The organism is Streptomyces sp. NBC_00572 (assembly GCF_026341815.1).
Lineage (GTDB): Bacteria > Actinomycetota > Actinomycetes > Streptomycetales > Streptomycetaceae > Streptomyces.
On record NZ_JAPENX010000001.1, the window covers coordinates 2,065,691 to 2,091,642 of the forward strand.

Genomic DNA, 25,952 nt, shown 5'->3' on the forward strand with positions numbered 1-25,952 from the left:
CGAACATCCGTGCGATGTCAAGGAGTTCAGCGGTTGCTGAACGACACCGCCAGATACTCCTTGTCGGTCGGCGAAGCCGACGCCCGCGGCTTGGAGAGCATCATGTCGGACATGAACAGCCGCCCGTCGCCGTACAGGATCTCCGAGTAGTCCGGGGAGAAGGCCTTCTCCAGGTTCCGGTTGGTGGAGTTCGACGGGTTCTCCAGGAGGAGCGTCTCCTTCATCGTGCCGCCGTCGACCGAGACGATCTGCCCGCCCTTGTCGTAGGGCGGCTCCTTGTACGCGATGATGTTGCCGCCGTCCATGCGGAGCGGGACCAGGGTGTACTTGTCGCCCGCGTCCGCCTTCTCCGGCGCCGTCCTGCCGGTCGCCAGGTCGAAGGCGATCAGCTCGTTCGTCTCGTCGCCGAACTCGCCGGTGGAGCCCTCGTGATCCTCGGTCGGCACGTACAGCCGGCCGTTGCCGACGAGCGCCTGCGTGCAGGCCTCGACCTTGGTCGCGCGGCAGCGGGCCCCGTACTGTTCGGCGTCCGCCGTGATCTTCACCTTCAGCTTCCCGGTCTTCTCGTCGAGGGAGAAGAAGTCCGAGATGCCGCTGCCGTCGCCGGCGCTCTCGCCGACGTCGGCCGCGACGACCAGCGGCTTGGTGGAGACGATCGACGCGTACTTCACACCGGTCGGCATCTTGAACTGCGAGACCGGGGCGCCCGTCACCGGGTCGAGGTTCTGGATCATCACGTACTGGGTCTCGTACGGGCCGCACTTGCGGACCGCGACGAGACCCGCGCCGCCGCCGTACCCCAGGTCGAAGCAGTTCTGGTCGTTGGCCTGCGGCTTCCAACGCGGGTTGCCGTTGGCGACGTCGAAGGCGGCGCCGCCGTCGCTGCCGCCGGCCGCGACCGTCTTCCCGCTGACAGTGACCTCGCCGAACCGGACCTTCTCGTCCCCGCCGGTGCCGCCGGTGACCGAGGTGGACCACAGCAGCTTGCCCGTGTTCAGGTCGACCAGGCCGACCTCGGTGCACTGCTGGTAGTAGCGCGGCGCGACCCGCTTCTTGGCCTCGAAGAGGATCGCCAGCTTGTTGTCCTCGGTCAGATGACGCGAGCTGCCGCAGACCTGACCGGTCAGGGGCAGCGTCCACAGGACGGTGCCCTTGTCGCGGTCGTAGGCGACGACCGAGTTGACGCCCGTCTTCACGTACGCCTTGTCGGTGAGCCAGGAACCGGTGACATCGGTGATGTCCGGGACCACCGGCGGCTCCAGCTGGAAGGCCTTCCTCGCCTTGGTGTTCGCCGGCGCCTTCTCCTTGCCGCCGCCACCGATGCCCTTGGTGTCACCGGAACCACCGTCGCCGGTCGAGCCCTGCGAGGTACCGGCCGTGCCCTTGGCCTCGTCGTCCTTGCCCCCGCCGTCACCGGAGTTGGCGTACCAGATGCCGACTCCGACGATCAGGACGACGGCGACGACCGCCGCGATGACGATCTGGAGCTGTGCCGACAGCTTCCTGCCGCCCGGCGCCGCGGCCGGGACCGCGGCCGTGGCGGGCTGCTGGTAACCGCCGTAGGGCTGCTGCGGCTGAGGCGGATAGCCGTACGGGGGCTGGGCCGGCTGCTGGTACCCGGCGGCCCCGTAGGGCTGCTGCGGCTGCGTGGGCGGCTGCGCCGGGTAGCCGTAGCCCTGGTCCGGCTGCTGCGGCTGGCCGTACGGCTGCTGCGGCGGCGTCGCCGGGGGCTGCTGCGGATAGCCGTAACCCTGGTCCGGTGCCTGCTGCGGGTACCCGTACCCCTGGTCCGGCTGCTGCGGCTGCGGGTAGCCGTAGCCGGGCTCCGGCTGCTGCGCCGGGGGCGGCGTCGGCGCGCCGAAGCCGCCCTGCGGGTCCGGGGGCTGGTTCGGTGGAGGGGGTGGCTGCGTCATCGGTCCGTGTACCTCACTTGCTGAAGGCCATCATCGTCTTGACCAGCTTTTCTTCCTTGTCGTTCGACGCGGAGACGCGCCCGGCCGCCACGACGAAGGTGCCGGCGCCGTACGCGTAGCCCGGGCTGTAGAAGTTGTTCTCGACCTGGGCCGTCGACGCCGGGTGCTGGAGCACGATCTTCGGCGCACCGCCGGTCGGGGCGATCGTCGCGACGGCGCCGCCCTTGTCGTACGACGGGTCCACGTACACCAGGACCTGGCCGCCCTCCATGCGGAGCGGGAGCATGGACTGCTCACCGGGCGCCTTGGAGCGCCACTTGGCCTTGCCGTTCTTCAGATCGAAGGCGACGACCTCGTTGGGGGTGCCGTACGAGGTCTCGGTGGCCATGTAGAAGGTGTTCGCGTCGGCCGCGACTCCCGTGCAGCCCTGCAGGTTCTTGCCGAAGACCACGAAGCCGCCGCCGCACGAGGGGGCGAACTTGTCCTTGCCGCCCTGGATCTGCGAGCGGAGCGAACCGTTGGCGTTGAGCGCGAAGATGGTCCACTTCTTCTGCTCGCGCTGGGTGGCGGAGACGACCAGCGGGTCGATCGAGTAGACCCGGTCCACCTCCCAGTCGGCCTCCAGCTTGAAGGTCCACTTGGCCTTGCCCGTGTTCGGGTCGACCTGGCTGACGCCCTGGATCTTCTTGGTGGTGCTGCCCGAAGGGCAGTTGACGGCGGCGATCAGCTTGCTGCCGCCGGCGTACGCGAAGGGCTTGCAGCCGGTGGTCGCGCCGGTGAAGAGCTGCTTGCCGTCGGCCAGCGAGAAGCCGTAGGCGCTGCTGGAGCCGGAGACGGTCACCGTGTTGCCGCTGATGGACAGGGTGTTGTCCGAGAAGGCGAACAGGCCCGTGGGCTTCGGTACGGCCTTCTTCCAGCCCGTCTTACCGGTCTTCAGGTCGATCTGCTGGAGCGAGGTGCACTTGGCGCCGTCCTTGGCGCTCTCGGCGTAGGCGAAGACCATGACGCCGCTCGGCGAGGGGTCCGCGGGCGCGGCGCACAGTTCGAACGGCACGTCCACGTGCCACTTCGGGGCGCCGTCGCTCAGGTTGTAGCCGGAAATGCCCTTGTACATGGCCTTGACGACGGTGTCGCCGACGATCCACGGGCCGTAGACGTCGGCGCCGTTGCGGGGCAGGTCGACGTCGTTCTGGAGCAGCCAGTTGACCTTGGCCTCGCCGGCCTCACGGCCGGCGTTGAGGTCGTCGTCGCCCTTGTCTCCGTCACCCGTTCCGTCGCCCTTGTCCACCGACTCGGTGGGCTTGGGGGCGGCGGAGGAGGTGGCGGTGGTGGTCGGCCCGGCGATCGGCTTCTCGTCGTCACCACCGCCGACGACGGCCCAGGTGGTGACGGCGGCCACCAGGACGGCACCGGCGGCCACGGCGGCGACGAGACCGGTACGGCCCTTGAGGCCGCCGCCGGAGGGCGGCGGGGTGGGGGCGCCCTGGTACATCGGCTGGGTGGGGTACCCGCCGTAGGGGTTCTGCTGCTGGCCGTACGGGCCCGGCTGCTGCTGGCCGTAGCCGGGCTGCTGGCCCTGCTGCGGGTAGCCGTACGGCTGCTGCGGAGGCTGCTGACCGTACGGGCCGGGCTGGCCGGGGGCGCCGGGCTGGCCCTGCTGGCCGTAACCGGGCTGGCCGGGCTGGCCCTGCTGCGGGTATCCGTAACCGGGCTGCGGCTGCTGTCCGTACGGTCCGGGCGCGGCCGGCGGCGCGGTCGGCGGCGGGCCGGCGGGCGGCGGCGGGGTCTGCGGTGCCTGCGGCGGGACAGGCGGCACGGGCGGCGTGCCCTGGTGCGGGCCCTGGTTCGGATCCTGGGGAGCTCCGAAGCCCCCCGGCGGCTGGTTGCTGGGCGGCTGGGTCATCAGCAGTTCCCCCTTGACGTGAGCGGGTTTTCTTTCTACCACTCACGCACTGGCGCAAAAGCGACCGGTCCACCCCTTGTACCCAAGGGAGGACCGGCCTGTGATGCCCTCGTTATGCGTCCTCGGCCAGTTCGAGCCAGCGCATCTCCAATTCCTCGCGTTCACCCACGAGTTCCCGGAGCTCCGCGTCGAGCTTCGCGACCTTCTCGAAATCGGTGGCGTTGTCGGCGATCTGCGCGTGCAGCTTGGCCTCCTTCTGGGAGACCTTGTCGAGCTGTCGCTCGACCTTCTGCAGCTCCTTCTTGGCGGCGCGGGAGTCCGCGGCGGAGACGCCGGGCTTGGTCTGCGCGGGCGCGGCGGCGGGCGTCGGGACGGACGCCTCGATCATCTTGCGGCGGCGCTCCAGGTACTCGTCGATGCCGCGCGGCAGCATCCGAAGCGTCTGGTCGCCGAGCAGCGCGAGCGTCCGGTCGGTGGTGCGCTCGATGAAGAACCGGTCGTGGGAGATGACGACCATGGAGCCCGGCCAGCCGTCGAGGAGGTCCTCCAGCTGGGTCAGGGTCTCGATGTCGAGGTCGTTGGTGGGCTCGTCGAGGAAGAGGACGTTCGGCTCGTCCATCAGCAGTCGGAGCAGCTGGAGACGGCGGCGCTCACCGCCGGAGAGGTCGCCGACCGGCGTCCACTGCTTCTCCTTGGTGAAGCCGAACTGCTCGCAGAGCTGTCCGGCCGTCATCTCGCGGCCCTTGCCGAGGTCGACCCGGTCGCGGATCTGCTGGACGGCCTCCAGGACCCGCAGGGTGGCGGGGAGTTCGGTGACGTCCTGGGAGAGGTAGGCGAGCCGGACGGTCTTGCCGACGGTGACGCTGCCGGCGGCGGGCTGCGTCTCGCCCTGGGTGGCGGCCGCGTCCGCGAGCGCGCGCAGGAGTGAGGTCTTGCCCGCGCCGTTGACGCCGACGAGGCCGATGCGGTCGCCGGGGCCGAGCTGCCAGGTGAGGTGCTGGAGAAGGGTCTTGGGACCGGCGGTGACGGTCACGTCCTCCAGGTCGAAGACGGTCTTGCCGAGCCGGGCGTTGGCGAACTTCATCAGCTCGGAGGTGTCGCGCGGCGGCGGCACGTCGGCGATCAGCTCGTTGGCGGCCTCGATGCGGTAGCGGGGCTTGGAGGTACGGGCGGGGGCGCCGCGCCGCAGCCAGGCCAGCTCCTTGCGCATCAGGTTCTGCCGCTTGGTCTCCTCCGTGGCGGCGATGCGTTCGCGCTCGGCACGGGCGAAGACGTAGTCGGAGTAGCCGCCCTCGTACTCGTGGACGTCACCGCGCTGCACGTCCCACATGCGGGTGCAGACCTGGTCGAGGAACCAGCGGTCGTGGGTGACGCAGACGAGCGCGGAGCGGCGCTCCTGGAGGTGCTTGGCGAGCCAGGCGATGCCCTCGACGTCGAGGTGGTTGGTGGGCTCGTCGAGGACGAGCAGGTCCTGGTCGTCGATGAGGAGCTTGGCGAGCGCGATCCGGCGGCGCTCGCCACCGGAGAGCGGGCCGATGACGGTGTCGAGGCCGTTCTCGAAGCCGGGCAGGTCGAGCCCGCCGAAGAGCCCGGTGAGCACGTCGCGGATCTTGGCGCTGCCGGCCCACTCGTGGTCGGCCATGACGCCGATGACCTCGTGCCGGATGGTGGCCTTCGGGTCCAGCGAGTCGTGCTGGGTGAGCACGCCGAGGCGCAGCCCGCCGCTGTGGGTGACGCGGCCGGTGTCGGCCTCCTCCAGCTTGGCGAGCATCCGGATGAGGGTGGTCTTGCCGTCGCCGTTGCGGCCCACGACCCCGATCCGGTCCCCCTCGGAGACGCCGAGCGAGACGCCGTCGAGCAGTGCACGGGTGCCGTACACCTTGCTGACTGCCTCGACATTGACCAGGTTGACGGCCACGTTGACTCCTGTACGGGGGATCGATCGACGTCCCAGGGTACGTCGCCGGGCCCTTCCCGCCCGACGGGTGGCATCAGCGGTAGCATGAGGAGCATGAGCGAGCCCACCCAGAAGTACTCGATCAGCATGCCCCGGGACCTCGCGGAAGCGGCACGCGCGCGCGGAGGCCCCTCCGGGCTCTCGGCCTACGTCGCCGCCGCCGTCGCCCGTCAGATGGAACGGGACGACCTCAACGAGCTCATCGCCGTCGCCGAGGCCGAGCACGGGCCCGTCACGGACGAGGAGGTCCAGGCACGGCGCGAGCAGCTGCGGCAGGCACGCGAGGCACAGAGCGGGACGGCACCCGGCCGGTCGAGTGCGGCGTGACGCCGCCCCGCGCCGAAGCCGCACCCGGCGGCACCCTGGTGCTCGACAGCGAGGGACTCGCCAGGGCCGTCCTGCGTGACCGCGAGGTCACGGGCTGGCTCGCTCTCGCCCGCGCCGACGACCTGCGGGTCGTGACGAGCGCGGCCACGCTGGTGGAGGTGATGCACCCCCGCATCAACCGGGCCGCGCTGGAATGGACCCTGTCCCGCATCGTCGTCGAACCCGTGACCGCCGCCATCGCGCGCCACGCGGCGGCCCTGCTCGGCGAAGCCGGGCTGCACGGCCACAAGTACGCCATCGACGCGATGGTCGCCGCGACGGCCCTCTCGGCCCCGGGGCCGGTCACCGTACTCACGTCCGCCCCGGAGGATCTCCTCACCCTCTGCGGAGGCCGGGCGACCGTCATCGCGATCTGATCCGCCCCGCCCGCTCCACCAGCAGCCACCCCGCCAGCGCGAGACCGACGGCCTCGGGCGCCGTGACCGGGACGGCGATCAGGGTCGCCGCGTGACCGTCGAGCAGCCCGACGAAGCCCGTCAGGGAGAGACCGAGGACGCCGAAGAGCGCCAGCGTGATCCCGAGGGCTGCGCCGGGACCGCCCCTCCCGGTCGACGGGGCCGCCGGCACCGGCGCCTCGAAGCGGCGGAACACCGCGACCAGCAGTGCCGTCAGCAGACCGGCCGCGGCGAACCGCAGTGGGACCTGCGCCCACCAGGCGGCCGACGCCGGGGCCGGCAGCTCCGCACCGAGCCCGAGCATCGCCCCGTACACCCCGAGCATCGCCGTCAGGTGCCAGAGGAACGCCGTCATCGCGATCCCGTTGGCGGCGACCACCGCGCGCCACACCCCGGCGCGGGCGACGAGCCGCGCCCCCGGGCCCCTGAGCAGCTCGACCGCGCCGACCAGCCAGAGTCCGTGGCAGAGCAGGGCGAGCGTCGGCGGGGCCATGTTGGAGACCTTCTCGCCGGGCATCCCCACCATCGACAGCGGATACGGCCCCAGGGCGACCAGCGCCGTCGCACCGACCAGGCCCGCGCCGGCCAGCAGGGCCGGGCGGCGGATCATGCCGTCGGCGCGCAGGAAGCCGAGCTGGTGGACCGCGAGCCACACGAAGGCGAAGTTGAGGAACTCGACGAACGGGACGTCCGCGGCGAACCGCAGCACGTCCACCGCGACCGCGCCGCCCGCGAGCGCCGCGAACGCGCCCCACCCCCACCGCTCGTGCAGCCGCAGCAGCGGCGGTGTGAAGGCGACCATCGCCAGATAGATCCCGATGAACCAGAGCGGCTGCGTGACGAGCCGCAGGGCGACCCCGGTGAGCCCCCCGTCCGCCCCCGAGAGCTGCAGCACGAGCGCGGCGGCGCCCCAGACACCCACGAAGACCATCGTCGGCCGCAGCAGCCGCTGGAGCCGGGCCCGCAGGAAGGCCGCGTACTGCGGGCGGGAGCGGTGGGCGAGGGCGTGCGAGAAGCCCCCGACGAAGAAGAACACCGGCATCACCTGGAACACCCAGGTCACCACCTGGAGTTCGGGCACGACGGCGAGCAGGTTGCCGACCTGCCCGTCGCCGGTGACGGCCGCCATCAGCCAGTGTCCGAGCACCACGACGCCGAGCGAGGCGACCCGAAGCAGATCGACGTACCGGTCCCGGCTCGCCGGCGTGGCGGCGGCGAGCTCACGCGCGCTGAATCCCATGTCCGTACGGTCCCGCGGGGGCCCGGCCGGGCGACAGGGTGCGGGTACTCAACTGCCGGGTGAGTACGGCCCTGTGGTCCGCCGGGCGCCGCGGCGGCGCGTCCGGTGGACGTTCAGGCTCCGGAGCCCAGGTCCGACGGAGGACGCCGGTCGCGCCACTCCAGCCAGGCGAGCGAGGCGGACCGGTAGCAGCCGATGGGCCCGAGTAAGAGGCCAGTGAGCGCGAACCAGTGCCAGAAGCCCGTCCACTTCATATGACGCCCCCCCACAGGCCAGTTCGAGCGAACGGTCCCGTGGTGGCACGCGCCGCCCTCGGACGGGGTGAGTACGGGCCTCCCGGCCCCCGGGCACAGTGCCAACCGGCCCCATGCCGTCGGCCACGCGGGCGACCCCTCGGCCATGGCTGCCGGACCCCGCCACCGGCGACCCGTCAAGTTCTCCTCGGGCCACCGCCCCCGAGCTCCCCCGAAGGAGAGACCCATGACGAGACACCCACGCCTCGCCGCCGTCGCCACCGCCACCGCCGCCCTCGCCGTGCTCGCGGCGGGCCCCGCGTCGGGCGGGGACCCGACCGTGTCCGACCCCCGCGTCGTCGCCCACTTCGACTTCGCCGCCGGGCAGAACGCGGAGAACATCGCCCTCGAACCCGACGGCTCCGCCGACATCACCTTCGCCTTCGCCCGTCAGGTGGCCCGCGTCACCGAGGAGGGCGACACGACGATCCTCGCCACCCTGCCCGAGGTGCCCGGCGCGCAGACCCCGGTCGGCGGGGCCGTGGTCCTGGGCATCGCCCGCGCCCACGACGGCACCCTGTACGTCACCTACGTCACCGGCAAGGAGCAGACCGGCGTCTGGCGCATCGCGCCCGGCGGTGGCGAGCCGGAGCAGATCGGGTTCTTCCCGGCGGACGCCTTCCCCAACGGGCTCGCCCTCGACGAGGAGTGCGGCACCCTCTACACCGCCGACTCGGGGCTCGGCACGGTGTGGTCCCTCCCGGTGACCGGCGGCACGCCCACGGCCTGGGCCACCGGGGCCGCGCTCGAACCCACCGAGCAGATCGCGTTCGGCGCCAACGGCCTCAAGGTCCACCACGATGCCGTCTGGGTGTCCAACACGGCCCGCGCGACCCTGCTGCGCATCCCGAACGGGTCCGGTCCCGACCACGCGGCCGGCCCGATCGAGACCCGGTCGACCGGCCTCACGTCCATCGACGACTTCGCCTTCACCGGACACGGCGACACGGTCCTCGCCGCGCTGAACCAGGTCGACGAGCTGGAGCTCGTACGGCCCGACGGCACCCACAAGACCGTGCTCACCCGGACGGACGGGCTCGACAACCCGACCTCGGTCGCGGTGCGTGCCAAGACCGTCTACGTGAACAGCGCGGCCTTCTTCAACACGCAGGACCCGGACCCGAACCTGCTCCTGGCCCGGATCTCCAAGAACAAGCTCCAGAACTCCGGGAACCGGCTCTAGAGGACCGCGGCGCCCGGCGCCGGCGACGTCGCCACGCGCGCCGTGCGGCAGGTTCCCGAGGCGATCAGGGCGGCGGCGACCGTCTCGGCGGCCTCCGCGTCCTTCACCAGGAACGCCGTCGTCGGGCCCGAGCCGGAGACCAGGGCCGCGAGCGCGCCCGCCTCCGTGCCCGCCGTCAGGGTCTCGGCGAGCGACGGGCGCAGGGAGAGCGCCGCCGCCTGGAGGTCGTTGGCGAGGGCGCCCGCGAGCGCGGACGTGTCGCCGGTGCGCAGGGCGTCCAGGAGGACCGGGGAGGCGGCCGGCTCGGGGACCTCGACGCCCGAGGTGAGCCGGTCGAACTCGCCGTACACCGCCGGGGTCGAGAGCCCCCCGTCGGCGACGGCGAACACCCAGTGGAAGCCGCCGCCGACCGGCAGCTCCGTCAGCTTCTCGCCGCGCCCGGTGCCGAGCGCCGCCCCGCCGACCAGGCTGAAGGGCACGTCGCTGCCGAGCTCCGCGCAGATCTCCAGGAGTTCCTCGCGGGAGGAGTCCAGACCCCACAGCGCGTCGCAGGCGAGCAGGGCGCCCGCGCCGTCCGCGCTGCCGCCGGCCATGCCGCCGGCGACCGGGATGTCCTTGGCGATGTGCAGGTGCACGTCCGGGGAGATGCCGTGCCGGGCGGCGAGCAGCTCGGCGGCCCGCGCGGCCAGGTTGGTGCGGTCGAGCGGCACCTTGTCGGCGTCGGGGCCCTCGCAGGTGACGGTCAGCCCGTCGGCCGGGGTCGCGGTGACCTCGTCGTGGAGGGAGACCGCGAGGAAGACGTTGGCCAGGTCGTGGAAGCCGTCGGGGCGGGCCGCGCCCACCGCCAGCTGGACGTTGACCTTGGCGGGGACGCGGACGGTGACGCTTCCCGTAGCGGTGGACGTGGCGGTGGACGTGGCGGTCACGCCTTGGCCTCCGCGATCCGGGCGAACTCCTCCACCGTCAGCGCCTCGCCGCGCGCCTGCGGCGAGATCCCGGCCTTCACCAGGGCCTCCTCCGCCGCCGCGGGCGAACCCGCCCAGGTAGCGAGGGCCGCGCGCAGGGTCTTGCGGCGCTGCGCGAAGGCCGCGTCGACGACCGCGAAGACCTCCTGCCGGGTGGCGGTGGTCGCGAGCGGCTCGGTGCGGCGGACCAGGGACACCAGACCGGAGTCGACGTTCGGCGCGGGCCAGAACACGTTGCGGCCGATGGACCCGGCGCGCTTGACCTCCGCGTACCAGTTGGCCTTCACCGACGGCACGCCGTACACCTTGTTGCCCGGCTTGGCGGCCAGCCGGTCGGCGACCTCGGCCTGGACCATGACGAGGGTCCGCTCGATGCTCGGGAACCGCTCCAGCATGTGGAGCAGGACCGGCACGGCGACGTTGTACGGCAGGTTGGCGACGAGCGCGGTCGGCGCCGGGCCCGGCAGCTCCTGGACGTGCATGGCGTCGGAGTGCACGAGCGCGAAGCGGTCGGCGCGCGCGGGCATGCGGGCGGCGATCGTGGCGGGCAGCGCAGCGGCGAGCACGTCGTCGATCTCGACGGCCGTCACCCGGTCCGCGGCCTCCAGGAGGGCCAGGGTGAGGGAGCCGAGTCCGGGCCCCACCTCCACGACGACGTCGTCGGGCCGCACTCCGGCCGTGCGGACGATCCGCCGGACGGTGTTGGCGTCGATGACGAAGTTCTGGCCCTTCTGCTTCGTGGGGCGCACGCCGAGGGCGGCGGCCAGTTCACGGATGTCGGCGGGGCCGAGGAGGGCGTCGGGGCTTTCGGGGCCGGTGGTGGTGCTCACCGGTACAGCCTACGGGCCACCGGTGGGGCATCCCTACGACTCACCCCGTCCCACCCCGTCTCACCCGTGCAGCCGCCGCCCGCAGTGGGGCCAGGGGCTCGCCCCCCGCTGGACGTACAGCTTCTTCGCCCGGAACGTCTGCTCGGCGGCGGGCGCGTCCTGCGCGGTGCCGCTGCCGCCGAGGGAGCGCCAGGTGCCGGGGTCGAACTGGTAGAGCCCGCCGTACGTCCCCGAGGGGTCGACGGCGTTCGGCCGGCCGCCGGACTCGCAGGCGGCGAGCGCGCCCCAGTCGAGGCCGTCGGCGCCGACGACGGAGGTGGGCATCGGTTTCGTGCCGACCCGGACCTGGCGGCTGACGGGTTCGCGGACGATCTCCTCGCCGATCCGGCGAGGTCTCTGCTTGACGCCGTTGACCGTGCGCAGGCTGTACGTGACACGGCGGACGCCGGCCGCGCCCTGCCGTGCGACGACCTCGGTGCCGGTGAACAGTTCCGGGTCGCGGGTCCGCTCCACGGCGTACGGGATGGCCTCCTCCCGCACCTGCCGGGAGCCGGTGATCCGCAGCACGTTCACCGTCTGGCCGTCGCGCGGGAAGGAGCCGGGGGTGACGGAGGTGGCGTCCTGCGCGGAGAGCGTGATCCCGGCCTCGGCGAGGGCCTCGCGGACGGTGGCGGCGTTCGTCCGGACGGTCCGCTCGCGCCCGTCGGCGAGGAAGGTCACCGTCCGCTCGGTCCGTACGTCGAGGGCGAGGCCCTGACGGGAGATGGGGGCGCCGCGGGAGACCGACAGGTACGCGCCCTCCGCGCGGACCCCGAGCTGACGCAGCGCGCCCTCGACGGTCCGGGCGGTCGTCCACACCTGGCGGCGCTGCCCGTCGAGGGTGAGGGCGACGGGCCGCCCGTACCGGACGACGATCTCGTCGCCGCTGGCCAGGGCCTCCGCGGGGGCGGGGGCGACGATGTCGTGGTCACCGACGGCCACGCCCTCGTCGGCGAGCAGCTCGTCGATGTCGTCGGCGAAGGTGTGGAGGGTGCGCGGGACACCGTCGACGGAGAGCCGGACGGCCTTGTCGTCGGCGACGAAGGCGCTGGTGCCGCCGGCGAGGAAGGCGACGACGAGGGCTTGCGGGACGAGCCTGCGCAGCCCCTCCCCGGCGGGCCCGGACGCCTTGCGGCGGCGGGCGGCGCGCCGGGACCCGGCCCGGGTGCCCTGCCCGGGGACGAGGCCGGGCGCGGCGCCCGGGGCGGGGGCGACGAGGGGCGCCACCTGGGTGGGCTGTTCGTGGACGGGGACGGCCGCGCCCCGCCGTCCGGCGCGGTGACTGCCCTGGGAAGTGCTCACGAGGCCGGGACACTAGCCCCGGCGGCGGTCACCCTGACGGTCGACGCGACTACTACACGTAATCGTTATGGATCGCGGGGCGCCTGTCCCGACCGGTTCACCGTCTCAGTAACCAACCGTCTCAGTAGTCGAAAGCGCGGGCCGTGTTCACGGCGATCGCCTCGGCCAGCTCGTTCTCCCCGATCCCGCGGACCTCCGCCATCGCCCGGAGGGTGACCGGGATCAGGTACGGGGCGTTGGGGCGGCCCCGGTAGGGCGCCGGGGTGAGGAAGGGGGCGTCGGTCTCGACGAGGACGAGGTCGAGCGGGGCGACGGCGAGCGCGTCGCGCAGGTGCTGGGCGTTCTTGAAGGTGACGTTGCCGGCGAAGGACATGTAGTAGCCCTTGGCGGCGCAGATCTCGGCCATGGCGGCGTCGCCGGAGTAGCAGTGGAAGACGGTCCGCTCGGGGGCGCCCTCCTCGTCCAGGACGCGCAGCACGTCGGCGTGGGCCTCGCGGTCGTGGATGACGAGCGCCTTGCCGTGCCGCTTGGCGATCTCGATGTGGGCGCGGAAGGAACGCTCCTGCGCGGCGATGCCCTCGGGGCCCGTACGGAAGAAGTCGAGGCCGGTCTCGCCCACGCCGCGGACGTACGGGAGGGCGGCGAGCCGGTCGATCTCGGAGAGCGCGTCGTCGAGGGCCGCGTCTCCGCCGCCCTCGCGGGCGCCCTGCCGGGACCATCCGTCGGGGTCGCCGAGGACGATGCGGGGGGCTTCGTTGGGGTGCAGGGCGACGGCGGCGTGCACGTGCTCGTGGGCGGCGGCGGCCTCCGCGGCCCACTGGGAGCCCTTCACGTCACAGCCGACCTGCACGACCGTGGTCACTCCGACGGCGGCGGCCTTGACCAGTGCCTCCTCGACGGTCCCGGACTGGAGGTCCAGGTGGGTGTGCGAGTCCGCGACCTCCACGAGGAGGGGTTCGGGCAGCGGCGGCGGGGCGTCCTTGGCACTCATGACCCCGATCGTACGAGGGTCACGAGTGCGGGCGCGCGGGGTGTCTCGGGGCCGTGGATCCCCGTGGGCGGCGCTACGGGCGGCGCCTGAAGGGGTGCAGGAGGTCGGACAGGTGCCAGTGGTGCGGCACCGGGGGCTGCTCGGAGCCGTCCTCGGTCAGCTCCTGACCGATGGGACCGGCCATCGAGACGGGCTTGGTGGCCCGCGCCCCCTGCTGGTGCTTCTCCGTCGCGGCGATCAGGTCGAGCACCGACGACACCTGCCCCGCGCGCATGATGCGGACGACGTGGCCGCCGCAGTTCATGCAGGTGGGGCTGGACAGCGGGGACGGGACCCGCTCCCCGTCAGCCTTGTAGACGACGAATTCGTGGCCGGCGGCGTCGACGTGGTGCTCGATGTCGTACGCCTGCTCCCAGCCGTATCCACAGCGCATGCAGGCGAAGGCGTACGCCTCATGAGCGACGGAAATGCCGGTGCCGGTGATCTCGGTCATGCCAGCTCCTCTCCACTGATCCAGTGGACGCCTTTTCGGGCCGGAGCGCATCAGCGCGGGTCGAACCATGGAAGGCTTTTGGCTCTTCCCTTGCCAAGGGCCCTGCGAAGAGTCCCGGCGCCGGGTTCGGCTTTGCCTTTCAGATTAGTCCTTTACCGTTTCCGGGGCCCGGTCCAGCCGCATTCTTTGCCGCCACGACTGCATCGAACACCTCTCGTTTGGGAAGCCCCGCGTCGGCGGCGACGGCGGCGATCGCCTCCTTGCGCCGCTCGCCCGCCTCCTCGCGCACCCGCACCCTGCGCACCAGCTCCTCGGCGTCGAGTTCGGCGGGTCCGGTCTCCGGGGCGCCCTCGACGACGACGGTGATCTCGCCGCGTACGCCCTCGGCCGCCCAGGCCGCGAGCTCGGCCAGCGGGCCGCGCTTGACCTCCTCGTACGTCTTGGTCAGCTCGCGGCAGACGGCGGCCCGGCGCTCGGCGCCGAAGACCTCGGCCATCGCGGCGAGGGTGTCGTCGAGCCGGTGCGGGGCCTCGAAGTAGACGAGGGTGCGGCGCTCGTCGGCGACCTCGCGCAGCCGACCGAGGCGCTCGCCCGCCTTCCTGGGCAGGAAGCCCTCGAAGCAGAAGCGGTCCACGGGCAGACCGGAGAGGGCGAGCGCGGTGAGGACGGCGGACGGGCCGGGGACGGCCGTCACCTTGATGTCCTGCTCGACGGCGGCGGCGACGAGCCGGTAGCCCGGGTCCGAGACGGACGGCATGCCCGCGTCGGTCACGAGCAGCACCCGGGCGCCGCCGACCAGGGCCTCGACCAGCTCCGGCGTACGGGCGGATTCGTTGCCCTCGAAGTAGGAGACGACCTTGCCCGTCGTGTGGATGCCCAGGGCGCGGGTCAGTCCGCGCAGCCTCCGGGTGTCCTCGGCGGCCACGATGTCCGCGTTCTCCAGTTCGGTGGCGAGTCGGGGCGGAGCGTCCGCGATGTCACCGATGGGGGTCCCTGCGAGTACCAGCGTTCCTGTCACACGGCCCATCCTCCCAGCCCGGAGAGGCGACGCGCACAGGCGCGTTCCCTACGATGGCGCGGTGACCAGTACCGCACCCGAGGCCCTGGAGGGCCAGCACCCCATGGCAGAGCCCGTGGCAGAGCCCTCTTCGTGGCAGAAGCGGCTGCGGCGTTTCGGCTATGCGCCGCCCGCCGGAAGCGCCGCGCCCATCGGGCTGCGCGAGCGGCTCGTCCCCTCGTACGTCCGCCCGTCCAAGCGCCTGATGTCGCTGCTCGGCATCGGCCCCGACCGGGCCGAGCGGCTGTGGCGGCTGATGGCCTGGGGCGGTCCGCTCCTGGTCACGGCGGTCGCGGGGCTGCTGAGGTTCTGGAACCTCGGCAAGCCGAACGCGGTGATATTCGACGAGACGTACTACGCCAAGGACTCCTGGGCCCTGATCAACCAGGGGTACGAGGGGGCGTGGCCGAAGGACATCGACAAGACGGTCCTCAGGGACCCCGGCTCGGTGCTCGTGCCGACCGACCCCGGCTATGTCGTGCATCCCCCGATGGGCAAGTGGGTCATCGGTCTCGGCGAGAAGCTGATCGGCTTCGAGCCGCTCGGCTGGCGCTTCATGGTGGCGCTGCTCGGCACGCTGTCGGTCCTGATGCTGTGCCGGATCGGCCGGCGCCTGTTCCGTTCCACCTTCCTGGGCTGTCTGGCGGGTCTGCTGCTCGCCGTCGACGGACTGCACTTCGTGATGAGCCGCACGGCGCTCCTCGACCAGGTGCTGATGTTCTTCGTGCTCGCGGCCTTCGCCTGTCTGGTCCTCGACCGCGACCGGACCCGGAAACGGCTCGCGGGCGCGCTCCCGGAGGACGAGGAGGGCGTGCTTCGCCCCGACGCGGAGATCGCGGAGTCGCTGCGGCTCGGGTGGCGGCCGTGGCGGATCGCGGCCGGTGTGATGCTGGGCCTGGCGGCGGCGACCAAGTGGAACGGCCTGTACGTCATGGTGGGCTTCGGCCTGATGACGGTGCTGTGGGACGTCGGCGGTCGCCGTACGGCCGGCGCGGTCCGCCCGTACCTCGCGGTGATCAAGAAGGATCTGGTCCCGGCGTTCGTGTCGGTGGTCCCGGTGGCGATCGTCACCTATCTGGTGACCTGGACCGGCTGGATCGTCAGCGACAAGGGCTACTTCCGGAACTGGGCCGCCGACCAGGACAAGCTGGACGGCAGCGGGACCTGGGGCTGGCTGCCGCAGTGGCTGCGCAGCCTCTGGCACTACGAGTCCGAGGTGTACAGCTTCCACGTGGGCCTGACCTCGCCCCACACGTACGAGTCGAACCCCTGGTCCTGGATCGTCCTCGGCCGCCCGGTCTCCTACTTCTACGAGTCCCCCGCCCCCGGCACCGCCGGCTGCCCGGCGACCGCGAAGGAGAAGTGCGCGGCAGAGGTCCTGGCCCTAGGCACCCCGCTCCTCTGGTGGGCCGCCTGCTTCGCGATCCTGTACATCCTCTGGCGCTGGGCCTTCCGCCGCGACTGGCGCGCGGGCGCGATCGCCTGCGGCATCGCGGCCGGCTGGGTCCCCTGGTTCCTCTACCAGGAACGCACCATCTTCCTTTTCTACGCGGTGGTCTTCGTTCCGTTCCTGTGTCTGGCGGTGGCGATGATGCTGGGCGCGATCATCGGCCCCGCGGGTTCCTCGGAAAGACGCCGCACATTCGGCGCGGTGGCGGCGGGCTGCATCGTCCTTCTCATCGTCTGGAATTTCATCTATTTCTGGCCCATCTACACCGGCACGCCCATTCCGCTGGACCAATGGCGGAACAGGATGTGGCTCGACACCTGGGTGTAGCGGGGGAATGACGACGAGAGGGCGCGACCGACGGTCGCGCCCTCTCGGTCGTTGTGGGGGCGGCCCCCCTGGGCCGGGCCGCCGGCGACCGTCGGTGGCTCGGCCCAGGGGGCGCCCCGACACCCGGTTCACCGGATTCGTACAACCATCCGCACGCTCAGGAGTCGTACAAGGCGAGAGCGCCGTAGGTGTGTTCGTTTCGCTTCCAGGGGGACCCGCATGACTCACCGCATATCTCTGCGTGCCCGCGTGCTTCCGGCCGTGGCTGCCGCCGGGATGCTCGTGCCCATCGTCGCGGGTGCGGCACCTGCTTCCGCCGCTGCCGCGCCGCAGGTCAGCTGCACGTCCGGCAAGGCCGGGCTCGCCGCCAAGCTGCAGAGGGACATCACCGCCGCCCTCGCCACGCGCGCCGGTACCGTTGCCGTCGGCCTGCGCGACCGCACCACGAACACCACCTGCACCCTGCGCGCGACGACCGCGTACGACTCGGCCAGCGTCGTGAAGGTGACCGTCCTCGCCACGCTCCTCTGGGACGCCAAGAAGACCAACCGGTACCTGACCTCGCGCGAGGCCGGCCTGGCCACCGCCATGATCACCAAGTCCGACAACGCGGCCACCACCACCCTGTGGAACCAGCTCGGCATCACGAAGGTGAAGGGCTTCCTGGCGGCCGCCGGCATGACGCGGACGGTGCCGGGGTCCGGCGGCTACTGGGGGCTCACCCGGATCAACGTCACCGACGAGCAGCGGCTGCTTTCACTGATCACCGCCGGGAACACCGTCCTGAGTGACAACTCCCGCGCCTACATCCAGAAGCTCATGGGCCAGGTCGTCACCTCGCAGAGGTGGGGGACCCCCGCCGGCGCACCCTCCTCCGTCGCCGTGCACGTCAAGAACGGCTGGCTGCAGCGCGCCACGCGCGGCTGGCGTGTGCACAGCATCGGCACGTTCAAGGGCGGCGGCCACGACTACACGATCACCGTGCTCACCGACGGCAACAGCACGATGAACTACGGCGTGGCCACCATTCAGGCCGTGTCCAAGGTGATCCACCGGGATCTCGTCCCGACCGCTCCCACCGCGACGCGGTACGCCCCGACCATCACGCCCCAGGAGGCGTACGTCGCGGTTCCCCAGGGCTGACGCCCACCTCTCCGTGTGACAGAGAAGACCGAAGTGGCTCGACACACGCAGGGGGCGCTGCTTGACTCGTGGGTCCACCTGGGGAGGGGAACGCAGTCATGCGCAGTGGGGCCAAGGTCGCGATAGCCGGAAGCGTGTTCGTCGTCGTGGCGGGCGGGGTCGGCTACGGGGGCTACAACCTCTGGAACGGCGTCACGGGCGGCGACGCGTCCCCGGACCCCCGGTCCGACTCCCCCTCCTCGCCCAGAACCGGGCCCGTCACGGGCGAGGAGATCACGACCACCGCTCGGGACTTCCTGGCCGCCTGGGCCGCCGGGGAGTCGGACAAGGCGGCGCAGCTGACGAACGACCCGGTCACCGCCGGGACCGCGGTCCTCTCGTACCGGGAGGGCGCGAAGGTCACCAAGGCGGTGATCACGCCGGGGGCGGCGGTCGGGGCGACGGTGCCGTTCACCGTGAAGGCGACGATCTCGTACGAGGGCGTCACCAAGGACCTGTCGTACGCGTCCGAACTGACCGTGGTCCGGGGGCAGACCACCGGCCGGCCGCTGGTGAAGTGGCAGCCGACCGTCCTCCACCCCAAGCTCACGGCGGACGCCACCCTGCGCACGGGCGCGGCGAAGACCGCCACCATCAAGGCCGTCGACCACAACGGCGTCGAGCTGACGGCGGAGAAGTACCCCTCGCTGCGACCGGTCCTCGCCACCTTGCGCGAGCGGTACGGCTCCAAGGTCGGCGGCTCCACCGGCGCCGAGACCTGGATCGACTCGGGCAGCGAGGCCGTCCCCGACACCACCCTCCTGGTCCTGTCCAAGGGCAGGCCCGGCACCCTGAAGACCACCATCGACGCGGGCGTCCAGGCCGCGGCCGAGAAGGCGGTCAAGTCCTACGCCCGGACCTCGGTGACGGCGATCGAACCGTCGACGGGCGCGATACGGGCGGTCGCGAACAACCCGGTGACCGAGTTCAACACCGCCCTGAGCGGCGCACAGGCCCCCGGCTCGACGATGAAGATCGTGACGGCGACGATGATGATGCAGCACGGTCTGGCCAAGCCGACCAGCCGCGTCGAGTGCCCGCCCACGGTCGACTGGTACGGCTACACCTTCGAGAACCTCAAGAAGTTCAAGATCGACAACGGCACCCTCACCGATGCCTTCAGCCGGTCCTGCAACACCACCTTCATCAAGGCGATCGGCCCCCTCGACAAGAAGGACCTCGCGGACACCGCCCTCGGCGAGACCGCCCGACGCTCGTTCGGCATCGGCGAGGAGTGGAACATCGGCGTCCCGGCGTCGAACGGCTCCGTGCCCGAGTCGACGGGCACCGAGTCCGCCGCCTCGTACATCGGCCAGGGCAAGATCACGATGAGCGCCCTGAACGTCGCCTCGCTCTCCGCGACCGCGAAGAGCGGCCGTTTCCTCCAGCCGTATCTGGTGGCCAAGGAGCTCGACGACCGGGAGTTCGCCAAGGCCGAGCCGCTCTCCGAAGAGGTCGCCTCGGGGCTGCGCACGCTGATGAAGGCGGCGACGACCGGGAACGGCACCGCGGCCGAGGCGATGGCGGGGGTGCCGTCCCCGAAGGGCGCGAAGACCGGCTCGGCCGAGGTCGGCAGCCAGGCCACGTCCAACAGCTGGTTCACCGGCTACTCGGGCGACCTCGCGGCGGCGGCGATCGTCGAGGGAGGCGGCCACGGGGGCGACGCGGCGGGGCCGGTGGTGGCGCGGGTGCTGAAGGCGGGCTAGGGAGTGTCTTGTCGATCAGGCCGGGCTGATCGACAAGACACTCCCTGGGCGGTCGGGGGCCGTGCCCGAGGGGCGGAAGTCGGTCGCATGCCCCCTACACGGACCGCTAGCGTGCGGGCCATGACCGCTGACGACATCACGTCCCTCGCCCACCCCCGATTCGCCGCCGCACTCCACGAACTGGGCCTCGACGTCGAGATCCGCCGCTTCCCCGACGAGACCCGCACGGCGCAGCAGGCCGCCGAGGCCATCGGCTGCGAGGTGTCGGAGATCGTGAAGTCGCTGATCTTCGCGGCCGACGGGGTGCCGGTCCTCGTGCTGATGGACGGCGCCTCGCGGGTGGACGTCGAGCGCGTACGGGAGGAGCTGGGCGCCGAGAAGGTGACCCGGGCGGACGCGAGGGCGGTCCGGGAGACCACGGGGTACGCGATCGGGGGCGTCCCTCCGTTCGGACACCGCACCGAGACGCGGGTCCTCGCCGACCGTGGCCTGCTCGACCACGCGCTGGTGTGGGCGGCGGCGGGCAATCCGCACACGGTCTTCGCCCTCGACCCGAAGACGCTGGTCTCCCACGCCGGCGGCACCCTGGTCGACGTCCGCGAGCCCTCGGCGTGACCCCGCTCGTCACCCTCGCCGTCCTGATCGCCGCCGTCACCCACGCGAGCTGGAACGCGCTGGCGCACCACATCAAGGACCAACTGCTCTCGTTCACGCTGATATCCGGCGGCGGCGCCCTCATCGGCATGGTCGCGGCCTTCTTCGTACCGCTGCCGGCGGCGGGGGCGTGGCCGTACCTGGTGGTGTCGGCGCTGCTGCACGTGGGCTACATGGTGCTGCTCATGCGCTCGTTCACGCTGGGCGACTTCGGCCAGATGTACCCGATCGCGCGCGGTACGGCCCCGCTGGCCGTGACGGCCCTGGCGGCCGTCTTCGTCGACGAGATACCGGACGGCTGGCAGCTGCTCGGCGTCGCGGTGGCGTGCGCGGGCCTGACGGGCCTCGCGGTGTGGGGCATCCGGGGCAAGGGGTCCCAGCCGCAGTGGCCGGCGCTGCTGGCGGCGGGCGCGACGGGCCTGTCGATCGCCCTCTACACGGTGGTCGACGGCGTCGGCGTCCGCGCCTCGGACACCCCGCTCGGCTACATCGCGTGGCTGATGATCCTGGAGGGCCTGGCGATCCCGGCGTACGCCCTCTGGACCCGCCGCGCGGCCCTCCTCCCCCAACTCCGCCCGTACGCGGGCCGGGGCCTCCTGGGCGCGGTCCTGTCGGTGGCCGCGTACAGCCTGGTCCTCTGGGCCCAGACGAAGGCCCCGCTGGCCCCGATCGCGGCGCTCCGGGAGTCCTCGATCATCGTGGGCGCGGCCATCGGGGCGGTCTTCTTCAAGGAACGCTTCGGCGGCCCGAGGGTCGCCGCGGCGGGCCTGATGGTGGTGGGCATCGGGCTGATGCTGCACGCGGGTTGAGGCGGGGAGCATCACGTACGCCCGGTGGGGCGCCGCCGGCACGGGCCGACGGCGCCCCACTTCCGGCCGAGGGTGTCGACCCGCCGCGTACGGCCGGCTCCGGGATGATGTGGACTTCCGTGTCCGAGACGAGGAGGGCCACGTGTCCCGAACGCCGCAGCAGATCTTCGAGAGGTACGTGTACGCCGGCGCCATCACGAGGAACGCCGACGCCCTCGCCGAGAACTTCACCGAAGACGGCGTCTTCGAGGCGCCGCTCATCTCCGCCGGTGCCGGCTTCCCGAGCAGGATGGTGGGTCGCGAGGAGATCCGCAGCGTGATGGCGGCGTACTACGAGCGGCAGGCGAGTGACAACCGCGCGCCCAACCTGGAGAAGTCGGGATACGTGCTGCACACCACCTCCGATCCCGACGTGTTCATCGCCGAGGTCGACACGGTCTTCGACGGCGACCGGGAGGACGTGTCCGTCTCGCTGGTGCAGATCTTCCGGATCCGCGACGGGAAGATCGCCCGGCTGCGTGACTACTTCGCGCCGGATCTGGTGAGCTGAGGACATCGGAGCACCGCGGCCCGCCTGCTTTCCGGACGCCGGGCGCCCGGCGCCCGGTGAACCCTCCGTTCCTCTGGACCGCCCCCCGCGCCGCTGTCACCATGCCCCCCCATGCGATGAGGCCCCTTCCGGATCGCCGCCTTGGCCCTGCGCCCGGTCCGCCGGACCGGCCCTAGCTGCCCTCGCCGGGGAGGCCGCTCTCGTCGAGGTCCTCGTCCTGCATCATGGCGCCGAAGAAGCCGCCCATGAGCTCTTCCAGGTTCAGCTCGGAGGCTCCGGCCGGGGCGGTGGGCTTGCTGCCCGCGCTCATCTTCAGCGCCAGACCGAACTTCTTGACCTTCGCGTTCTCGGTCAGCTTGGCGAGGTCGACGTGCACCTCGGTCAGCTCGCCGTTCTTGAGGGTGAAGTCGGCGGTGACCTTGGCGTCGGGGGCGTCCTTCAGGTCCGCGTCCGTCGGCAGGGCCGTGCCCATGCCGGGCGGCAGGTCCTTGGCGAACGGACGGATCTCGCCGAGGAGTTCGGTGATCAGCGTGCGGAAGGGGGCCGTGGCGGTGATGTGCTCGGTGCCGTCCTCTCCTCCGGCGGTCTTGAAGTCGACCTCACGGGCGATGACCCCGCGGAGGGCCTCCAGGAGCTTCTTCTCCGTCTTGGTGTCCAGCGTGGGCTCGGGCGACGGCTTGACGCCGGGCTCCTGGGCCATCTCCTGGCCGGCCTTCTCCATCTCCTCGGTGTTGAACGTGACCCACTCGCCGTCCAGCAGCTTCTTGAAGCCCTTGGCCTCCGGGGGCAGCTGGTCGGCGGGCGGCACGGGGGCGCCCATCGCCTTGCCGAGGGCTTCGACGTCGGACCGGATGTAGGTGTGGTCGCCGACGACCCGGTACTCGACGAGGTCGCCGCTGGGGGTGCCGACCTTCACGGCCACACCGACGAAGTCCTTCTCCTCGGACTCGTCGAGCGGCTTCTTCGACTCCACGGTGACGCTGATCTTCGCGCCGCTGATCAGCTCGGCCGCCTCGTCGGGCATCTCCTCGCCGGGCTCCGGGTCCGACTCGGCGTCCATCTGCTTGAGGGTCGCGGCGTCGACGTCCAGGTCCAGCTCGAAGGAGATCGACTTCTGCTTGCCCAGCTTCTCGAAGGCCTGGTCGAGCTTCTTCCCGGCGGACAGCTGCTGCACCGTGCCGCAGGCGGCCGAACCCACCAGGACGGCGCCGACGACTGCGGTGGCGGTGAGGGTCTTGCGTATGGCGGTGATGATGTTCTCCTCGTGGGTGCGAGCACCTGCGTGATCGATCAGGAGACTCTCCACCGCCCTGAAGGGTTGCCCTGCCGCCCGTTTTCTTTGCCTTTGCCCACCGGGGCGGGACCTCAGTCCCCCAGCACCTCCGCGAAGTGCGTGTTCACCGCCAGCAGGCCGCCGTCCACGCGGAGCACCGTGCCGGTGATCCAGGACGCGTCCGGCGAGGCCAGGAAGGCGACCGCCGCCGCCACGTCCTCCGGGGTGCCCACCCGGGACAGGGGGTAGACCCGGTCGGCCAGGGCCCTCAGTTCACGGTCCTTGCCCGACCAGGCCGTCGTCGCGATCGTCCCCGGGTTGATCTGGTTCACCCGGACCCCGCGCGGCGCCGCGTCGCCCGCGAGCGTGCGCGTGAGGGACGCCAGGCCCGCCTTCGCCGCGCTGTATGCGTGGTTGCCGAAGTCCGTCTCGGCGTTGACCGAGCCGATGTTCACGATCGCCCCGCGCCCGCCGGCCGCCGCCAGGTGCGGCAGCGCCGCCCGGGAGCAGCGGACCGCGCCCATGAAGGTGACGTCGTGCTGGACGGTGAACACCCTGTCCGGCTCGTCCTCGAAGCGGTCCCGGTCGGCCTCGACCGGGCCGAGCGCGTTGTTGACGAGGACGTCCAGCCCTCCGAAGGTCCGCACGGCGTACGCCGTCGCCTCGTCCACCGAGGACTGGTCGCTCACGTCGCAGTACCGGTACTCCGCGCCCGGGATCTCCGCCGCCGTCTTCCGCGCCGCCTCCTCGTCCACGTCCGTGACCAGGACCTTCGCCCCCTCCGCCGCCAGCCGTCGGGCGCTCGCCGCGCCGATGCCGCGCGCCGCGCCGGTGATCAGTACCGCGTATCCGCCGAAGCGTTCCCTGAGGTCCATGGGACCGATCTCAGCATCGGGGTCCCGTCCCGCGCCAGCCGTGCGTAACATCCCGTTCATCAATTACCCCCGGCCAAAAGCGAAGAGAAACCCTCCGGTGAACAATTCGGCCAGGACCGAAAGGCTTTGACACACCCCTGGCGCGAATACCACGATCTACTTCGCCGACGACCACGCTTTCATCAGGGGGAAAACCATGTCTTCGTACCAGTCCGGCGTCGAGGAAATAGCCGAGTCCCTTTCCTCCCGGAGCTTCGATCTGATCTCCGGCGAGAAGGTGAAGCAGCTTCTCCTCCAGCGGTCCGAGACCGCCCTCGACGACCTGGAGCCGTTCCGCGACAGCTGGACGCGGATGCCGCTCGACAGCTACATGGCGGACGGCGGCCGTTACCGCCGTCGCCGGCACGCCACGCTGAGCGCGCCGCGGGCGAGCGTCGACTACCGCGTCGAGGAGCACCAGCCGCACTACCAGGGCCTCGACTACAACAACCTCAACGGCGGCGTGGCCCGGCACTACGAGCCGTTCGAGGAGCAGATCCTGCGCGGCCGCACGATGGACAGCCTGCTCACCCTCGGATGTGACATATTCGGCCGCCTCGCCCCGTACTCGGGCTGGCACATCGAGGCCCACCAGTTCCGCATCGAGGTCGACGGCGAGGAGGTCGGCCTGCCCACGCCGGAGGGCGTGCACCGCGACGGTGTCACCTTCGTCCTGATGGCGATGGTCGGCCGCTCGAACGCCACCGGCGGCGAGAGCACCGTCTTCAACCTGGACAAGCAGCCGGTCGAGAAGTTCTCCCTGACCGACCCGCTCGACCTGGCCCTCGTCAACGACGAGCGGGTCTACCACGGCGTCTCGCCGATCGAGCAGATCGATCCCGCCACCGCGGCCTCGCGCGACGTGCTGGTCATCACCTACCGTCACAAGCCCTGATGTCAGGTGCGGGTGCGGGGTGGCGGCGGTGTCTGCGAGGGCAACGCCTCCCCCGCGCCCGCTCACCCCTTGAGTGAGTACGTGAGCGAGAAGGCGGGAAGTCGGGTACATGGGTCAGCTCATCGCCGTGGCGGTCATCACCATTCTGGCTGTCATCAGCCCCGGCGCGGATTTCGCGATGACCGTCCGCAACAGTTATCTGTACGGACGGACCGCCGGAGTTCTCGCGGCCGTCGGAATTGCGCTGGGCGTTCTCGTCCACGTCACCTACACGATGCTGGGCGTGGGACTTCTGGTCTCCCGGACCCCGATGCTTTTCACGGCGATGAAACTGATCGGCGCCGCCTATCTCGTGTACATCGGGTACAAGACATTCGTCACCAAGGCGCAGGTCGACATCGACCTTTCGGAGGGCGCCGGCCTTTCGAAGGCCGGCGCGCTGCGCACCGGTTTTCTGACGAACGCGCTCAACCCGAAGACGATGCTGTTCGTGCTGAGCACGTACACCCAGGTGGTCAGCGCCGACACCCCCGTCTTCCAGCAGGTGGGCTACGGACTCTTCATGTCGTTCGCCCACCTGGTCTGGTTCGCCCTCGCCGCGCTCCTCTTCTCCAACCAGAGCCTGCGGTCCCGGCTGTTGAAGCGGCAGACCGTGCTCAACAAGGTCATCGGGACCGTGCTCGTCGGTCTGGGGATGGTGCTCGCGCTGACGCCCTCCATGGCCTGATCCCGGGCCGGGGAGAGGTCAGTCGGTGGAGACGCGCTCCACGCGCGGCTCGGCGATCGCCTTGTAGTCCTCCGCCGACAGGGCGATCGAGCGGTCGAGCCTCGCCGCGTTGAAGTAGAACTCCGGGTGCGCCAACAGGTCGGGGTCGACGAGGAGTTCGAGCCGCTCGTCGAAGGCGAACGGCAGGATCGTGCCGCTCGGCGAACCGGCGAGCTCCTCCGCGATCTCCGGGGAGGCGAAGGAGACGTACGTGCCGCCGTACAGGGCCTTCACCGCGTTCAGGTCGATCCGCCGGTCACCGGGGACGACGACCAGCGCGAAGCGCTTCTCCTTCTTGCCGATCTTCACCATGGCGATGATGCACTTGGCCGCCTCGGCGAGCGTGTGACCCCGCAGCGCGCTGACCGCCTCGGTGGCACCCTCGGGGGCGTGCTCGATGACCCGGTAGGCGGCCCCGCGCTCGTCGAGCAGGGCAAGCAGCTTCTCGTACGTCTCATGTCCGGCGTCGGTCACGTGG

Annotated in this window: 25 protein-coding genes; 11 read left to right on the forward strand and 14 right to left on the reverse strand. The window is 71.4% G+C overall.

The genetic code is table 11. The features are described 5' to 3' along the window. Positions 1–26: 26 nt before the first annotated feature. From OG514_RS09320 to OG514_RS09330, 3 genes are all read right to left on the reverse strand, one after another. Positions 27–1,913, reverse strand: coding sequence for a PQQ-binding-like beta-propeller repeat protein (locus OG514_RS09320; RefSeq protein ID WP_266892781.1), 1,887 nt, complete (start codon positions 1,911–1,913; stop codon positions 27–29). A 13-nt stretch (positions 1,914–1,926) separates the two neighbouring features. Continuing rightward, on the reverse strand, positions 1,927–3,816 hold the full coding sequence (locus tag OG514_RS09325; RefSeq protein ID WP_266892783.1) for a PQQ-binding-like beta-propeller repeat protein: 1,890 nt from the start codon (positions 3,814–3,816) through the stop codon (positions 1,927–1,929). Between the two features lie 112 nt (positions 3,817–3,928). Beyond that, the gene (locus OG514_RS09330; protein ID WP_266892785.1) at positions 3,929–5,734 is read right to left on the reverse strand and encodes an ABC-F family ATP-binding cassette domain-containing protein; all 1,806 of its coding nucleotides are present in this window, start codon (positions 5,732–5,734) and stop codon (positions 3,929–3,931) included. Between the two features lie 93 nt (positions 5,735–5,827). On the opposite strand from OG514_RS09330, the gene OG514_RS09335 reads away from it, so the two are divergent. Both OG514_RS09335 and OG514_RS09340 read left to right on the forward strand, forming a co-directional pair. Then, entirely contained in the window at positions 5,828–6,100 is a 273-nt protein-coding gene (locus OG514_RS09335) for a CopG family transcriptional regulator (RefSeq protein WP_266892787.1), read from the forward strand. Further along, complete coding sequence (locus tag OG514_RS09340) at positions 6,097–6,516, forward strand: PIN domain-containing protein (RefSeq protein ID WP_266892789.1); 420 nt, start codon at positions 6,097–6,099, stop codon at positions 6,514–6,516. The genes OG514_RS09335 and OG514_RS09340 overlap by 4 nt, the downstream gene beginning before the upstream one ends. Here the strand turns inward: OG514_RS09340 and OG514_RS09345 are convergent. Together OG514_RS09345 and OG514_RS09350 are read right to left on the reverse strand one after the other, a co-directional pair. Then, entirely contained in the window at positions 6,503–7,795 is a 1,293-nt protein-coding gene (locus OG514_RS09345) for an acyltransferase (RefSeq protein ID WP_266892791.1), read from the reverse strand. The genes OG514_RS09340 and OG514_RS09345 overlap by 14 nt on opposite strands. A 113-nt stretch (positions 7,796–7,908) precedes the next feature. Further along, positions 7,909–8,049: a hypothetical protein gene (locus OG514_RS09350; RefSeq protein WP_266892793.1), complete on the reverse strand. Its 141-nt coding sequence runs from the start codon at positions 8,047–8,049 to the stop codon at positions 7,909–7,911. A 226-nt stretch (positions 8,050–8,275) separates the two neighbouring features. On the opposite strand from OG514_RS09350, the gene OG514_RS09355 reads away from it, so the two are divergent. Beyond that, the gene (locus OG514_RS09355; RefSeq protein WP_266892795.1) at positions 8,276–9,271 is read left to right on the forward strand and encodes a hypothetical protein; all 996 of its coding nucleotides are present in this window, start codon (positions 8,276–8,278) and stop codon (positions 9,269–9,271) included. On the opposite strand, the gene OG514_RS09360 is transcribed toward OG514_RS09355, so the two are convergent. From OG514_RS09360 to rsmI, 6 genes are all read right to left on the reverse strand, one after another. Continuing rightward, positions 9,268–10,197 (reverse strand): 4-(cytidine 5'-diphospho)-2-C-methyl-D-erythritol kinase, encoded by a 930-nt coding sequence (locus OG514_RS09360; protein ID WP_266892797.1) that lies wholly within the window; start codon positions 10,195–10,197, stop codon positions 9,268–9,270. The two genes, OG514_RS09355 and OG514_RS09360, sit on opposite strands and share 4 nt — an antisense overlap. Next, the gene (rsmA, locus tag OG514_RS09365; RefSeq protein ID WP_266892799.1) at positions 10,194–11,066 is read right to left on the reverse strand and encodes a 16S rRNA (adenine(1518)-N(6)/adenine(1519)-N(6))-dimethyltransferase RsmA; all 873 of its coding nucleotides are present in this window, start codon (positions 11,064–11,066) and stop codon (positions 10,194–10,196) included. The genes OG514_RS09360 and rsmA overlap by 4 nt, the downstream gene beginning before the upstream one ends. Positions 11,067–11,126: 60 nt before the next feature. Then, positions 11,127–12,407: a resuscitation-promoting factor gene (locus tag OG514_RS09370; protein WP_266892801.1), complete on the reverse strand. Its 1,281-nt coding sequence runs from the start codon at positions 12,405–12,407 to the stop codon at positions 11,127–11,129. Positions 12,408–12,528: 121 nt separating this feature from the next. Further along, positions 12,529–13,398 (reverse strand): TatD family hydrolase, encoded by an 870-nt coding sequence (locus OG514_RS09375; protein WP_266892803.1) that lies wholly within the window; start codon positions 13,396–13,398, stop codon positions 12,529–12,531. Between the two features lie 73 nt (positions 13,399–13,471). Next, positions 13,472–13,891 (reverse strand): hypothetical protein, encoded by a 420-nt coding sequence (locus OG514_RS09380; protein ID WP_266892805.1) that lies wholly within the window; start codon positions 13,889–13,891, stop codon positions 13,472–13,474. 139 nt (positions 13,892–14,030) lie between these two features. Further along, the gene (rsmI, locus tag OG514_RS09385; protein ID WP_266892807.1) at positions 14,031–14,918 is read right to left on the reverse strand and encodes a 16S rRNA (cytidine(1402)-2'-O)-methyltransferase; all 888 of its coding nucleotides are present in this window, start codon (positions 14,916–14,918) and stop codon (positions 14,031–14,033) included. Positions 14,919–14,970: 52 nt separating this feature from the next. Between rsmI and OG514_RS09390 the strand changes: the two genes are divergently transcribed. The 6 genes from OG514_RS09390 (at position 14,971) to OG514_RS09415 (ending at position 21,626) form a co-directional block, all read left to right on the forward strand. Further along, positions 14,971–16,725, forward strand: coding sequence for a dolichyl-phosphate-mannose--protein mannosyltransferase (locus OG514_RS09390; RefSeq protein WP_266892809.1), 1,755 nt, complete (start codon positions 14,971–14,973; stop codon positions 16,723–16,725). Positions 16,726–16,944: 219 nt separating this feature from the next. Beyond that, positions 16,945–17,868, forward strand: a complete 924-nt coding sequence (locus OG514_RS09395) for a serine hydrolase (protein ID WP_266892811.1) — start codon at positions 16,945–16,947, stop codon at positions 17,866–17,868. A gap of 98 nt (positions 17,869–17,966) precedes the next feature. After that, positions 17,967–19,613: a penicillin-binding transpeptidase domain-containing protein gene (locus OG514_RS09400; RefSeq protein ID WP_266892813.1), complete on the forward strand. Its 1,647-nt coding sequence runs from the start codon at positions 17,967–17,969 to the stop codon at positions 19,611–19,613. 120 nt (positions 19,614–19,733) lie between these two features. Further along, on the forward strand, positions 19,734–20,228 hold the full coding sequence (locus OG514_RS09405) for a YbaK/EbsC family protein (RefSeq protein ID WP_266892815.1): 495 nt from the start codon (positions 19,734–19,736) through the stop codon (positions 20,226–20,228). Further along, positions 20,225–21,076: a DMT family transporter gene (locus OG514_RS09410; RefSeq protein WP_266892817.1), complete on the forward strand. Its 852-nt coding sequence runs from the start codon at positions 20,225–20,227 to the stop codon at positions 21,074–21,076. The genes OG514_RS09405 and OG514_RS09410 overlap by 4 nt, the downstream gene beginning before the upstream one ends. Positions 21,077–21,218: 142 nt before the next feature. Continuing rightward, entirely contained in the window at positions 21,219–21,626 is a 408-nt protein-coding gene (locus OG514_RS09415; RefSeq protein WP_266892819.1) for a nuclear transport factor 2 family protein, read from the forward strand. A gap of 172 nt (positions 21,627–21,798) precedes the next feature. On the opposite strand, the gene OG514_RS09420 is transcribed toward OG514_RS09415, so the two are convergent. Further along, a complete protein-coding gene (locus tag OG514_RS09420) occupies positions 21,799–22,800 on the reverse strand; it encodes a hypothetical protein (RefSeq protein ID WP_266900802.1) in 1,002 nt (333 codons plus the stop codon). Between the two features lie 191 nt (positions 22,801–22,991). Next, positions 22,992–23,774 carry an SDR family NAD(P)-dependent oxidoreductase gene (locus OG514_RS09425; protein WP_266892821.1) on the reverse strand — a complete coding sequence of 261 codons (783 nt, stop codon included), beginning with the start codon at positions 23,772–23,774 and terminating at the stop codon, positions 22,992–22,994. Between the two features lie 196 nt (positions 23,775–23,970). Between OG514_RS09425 and OG514_RS09430 the strand changes: the two genes are divergently transcribed. Continuing rightward, a complete protein-coding gene (locus OG514_RS09430; RefSeq protein WP_266892823.1) occupies positions 23,971–24,708 on the forward strand; it encodes a 2OG-Fe dioxygenase family protein in 738 nt (245 codons plus the stop codon). A gap of 109 nt (positions 24,709–24,817) precedes the next feature. Continuing rightward, the gene (locus tag OG514_RS09435; RefSeq protein WP_266892825.1) at positions 24,818–25,435 is read left to right on the forward strand and encodes a LysE family translocator; all 618 of its coding nucleotides are present in this window, start codon (positions 24,818–24,820) and stop codon (positions 25,433–25,435) included. An 18-nt stretch (positions 25,436–25,453) separates the two neighbouring features. On the opposite strand, the gene OG514_RS09440 is transcribed toward OG514_RS09435, so the two are convergent. After that, positions 25,454–25,948: a YbaK/EbsC family protein gene (locus OG514_RS09440; protein WP_266892827.1), complete on the reverse strand. Its 495-nt coding sequence runs from the start codon at positions 25,946–25,948 to the stop codon at positions 25,454–25,456. Between the last annotated feature and the right edge of the window lie 4 nt (positions 25,949–25,952).

Excerpts from the sequence above, each read along its gene's own strand:
- OG514_RS09435 (WP_266892825.1), top strand. The coding sequence starts at position 24,818 with ATGGGTCAGCTCATCGCCGTGGCGGTCATCACCATTCTGGCTGTCATC.
- OG514_RS09430 (WP_266892823.1), top strand. The coding sequence starts at position 23,971 with ATGTCTTCGTACCAGTCCGGCGTCGAGGAAATAGCCGAGTCCCTTTCC.
- OG514_RS09405 (WP_266892815.1), top strand. The coding sequence starts at position 19,734 with ATGACCGCTGACGACATCACGTCCCTCGCCCACCCCCGATTCGCCGCC.
- OG514_RS09375 (WP_266892803.1), bottom strand. The coding sequence starts at position 13,398 with ATGAGTGCCAAGGACGCCCCGCCGCCGCTGCCCGAACCCCTCCTCGTG.
- OG514_RS09425 (WP_266892821.1), bottom strand. The coding sequence starts at position 23,774 with ATGGACCTCAGGGAACGCTTCGGCGGATACGCGGTACTGATCACCGGC.
- OG514_RS09380 (WP_266892805.1), bottom strand. The coding sequence starts at position 13,891 with ATGACCGAGATCACCGGCACCGGCATTTCCGTCGCTCATGAGGCGTAC.
- OG514_RS09400 (WP_266892813.1), top strand. The coding sequence starts at position 17,967 with ATGCGCAGTGGGGCCAAGGTCGCGATAGCCGGAAGCGTGTTCGTCGTC.
- OG514_RS09335 (WP_266892787.1), top strand. The coding sequence starts at position 5,828 with ATGAGCGAGCCCACCCAGAAGTACTCGATCAGCATGCCCCGGGACCTC.
- OG514_RS09320 (WP_266892781.1), bottom strand. The coding sequence starts at position 1,913 with ATGACGCAGCCACCCCCTCCACCGAACCAGCCCCCGGACCCGCAGGGC.
- OG514_RS09345 (WP_266892791.1), bottom strand. The coding sequence starts at position 7,795 with ATGGGATTCAGCGCGCGTGAGCTCGCCGCCGCCACGCCGGCGAGCCGG.
- OG514_RS09325 (WP_266892783.1), bottom strand. The coding sequence starts at position 3,816 with ATGACCCAGCCGCCCAGCAACCAGCCGCCGGGGGGCTTCGGAGCTCCC.
- OG514_RS09355 (WP_266892795.1), top strand. The coding sequence starts at position 8,276 with ATGACGAGACACCCACGCCTCGCCGCCGTCGCCACCGCCACCGCCGCC.
- OG514_RS09350 (WP_266892793.1), bottom strand. The coding sequence starts at position 8,049 with ATGAAGTGGACGGGCTTCTGGCACTGGTTCGCGCTCACTGGCCTCTTA.
- OG514_RS09395 (WP_266892811.1), top strand. The coding sequence starts at position 16,945 with ATGACTCACCGCATATCTCTGCGTGCCCGCGTGCTTCCGGCCGTGGCT.
- rsmI (WP_266892807.1), bottom strand. The coding sequence starts at position 14,918 with ATGGGCCGTGTGACAGGAACGCTGGTACTCGCAGGGACCCCCATCGGT.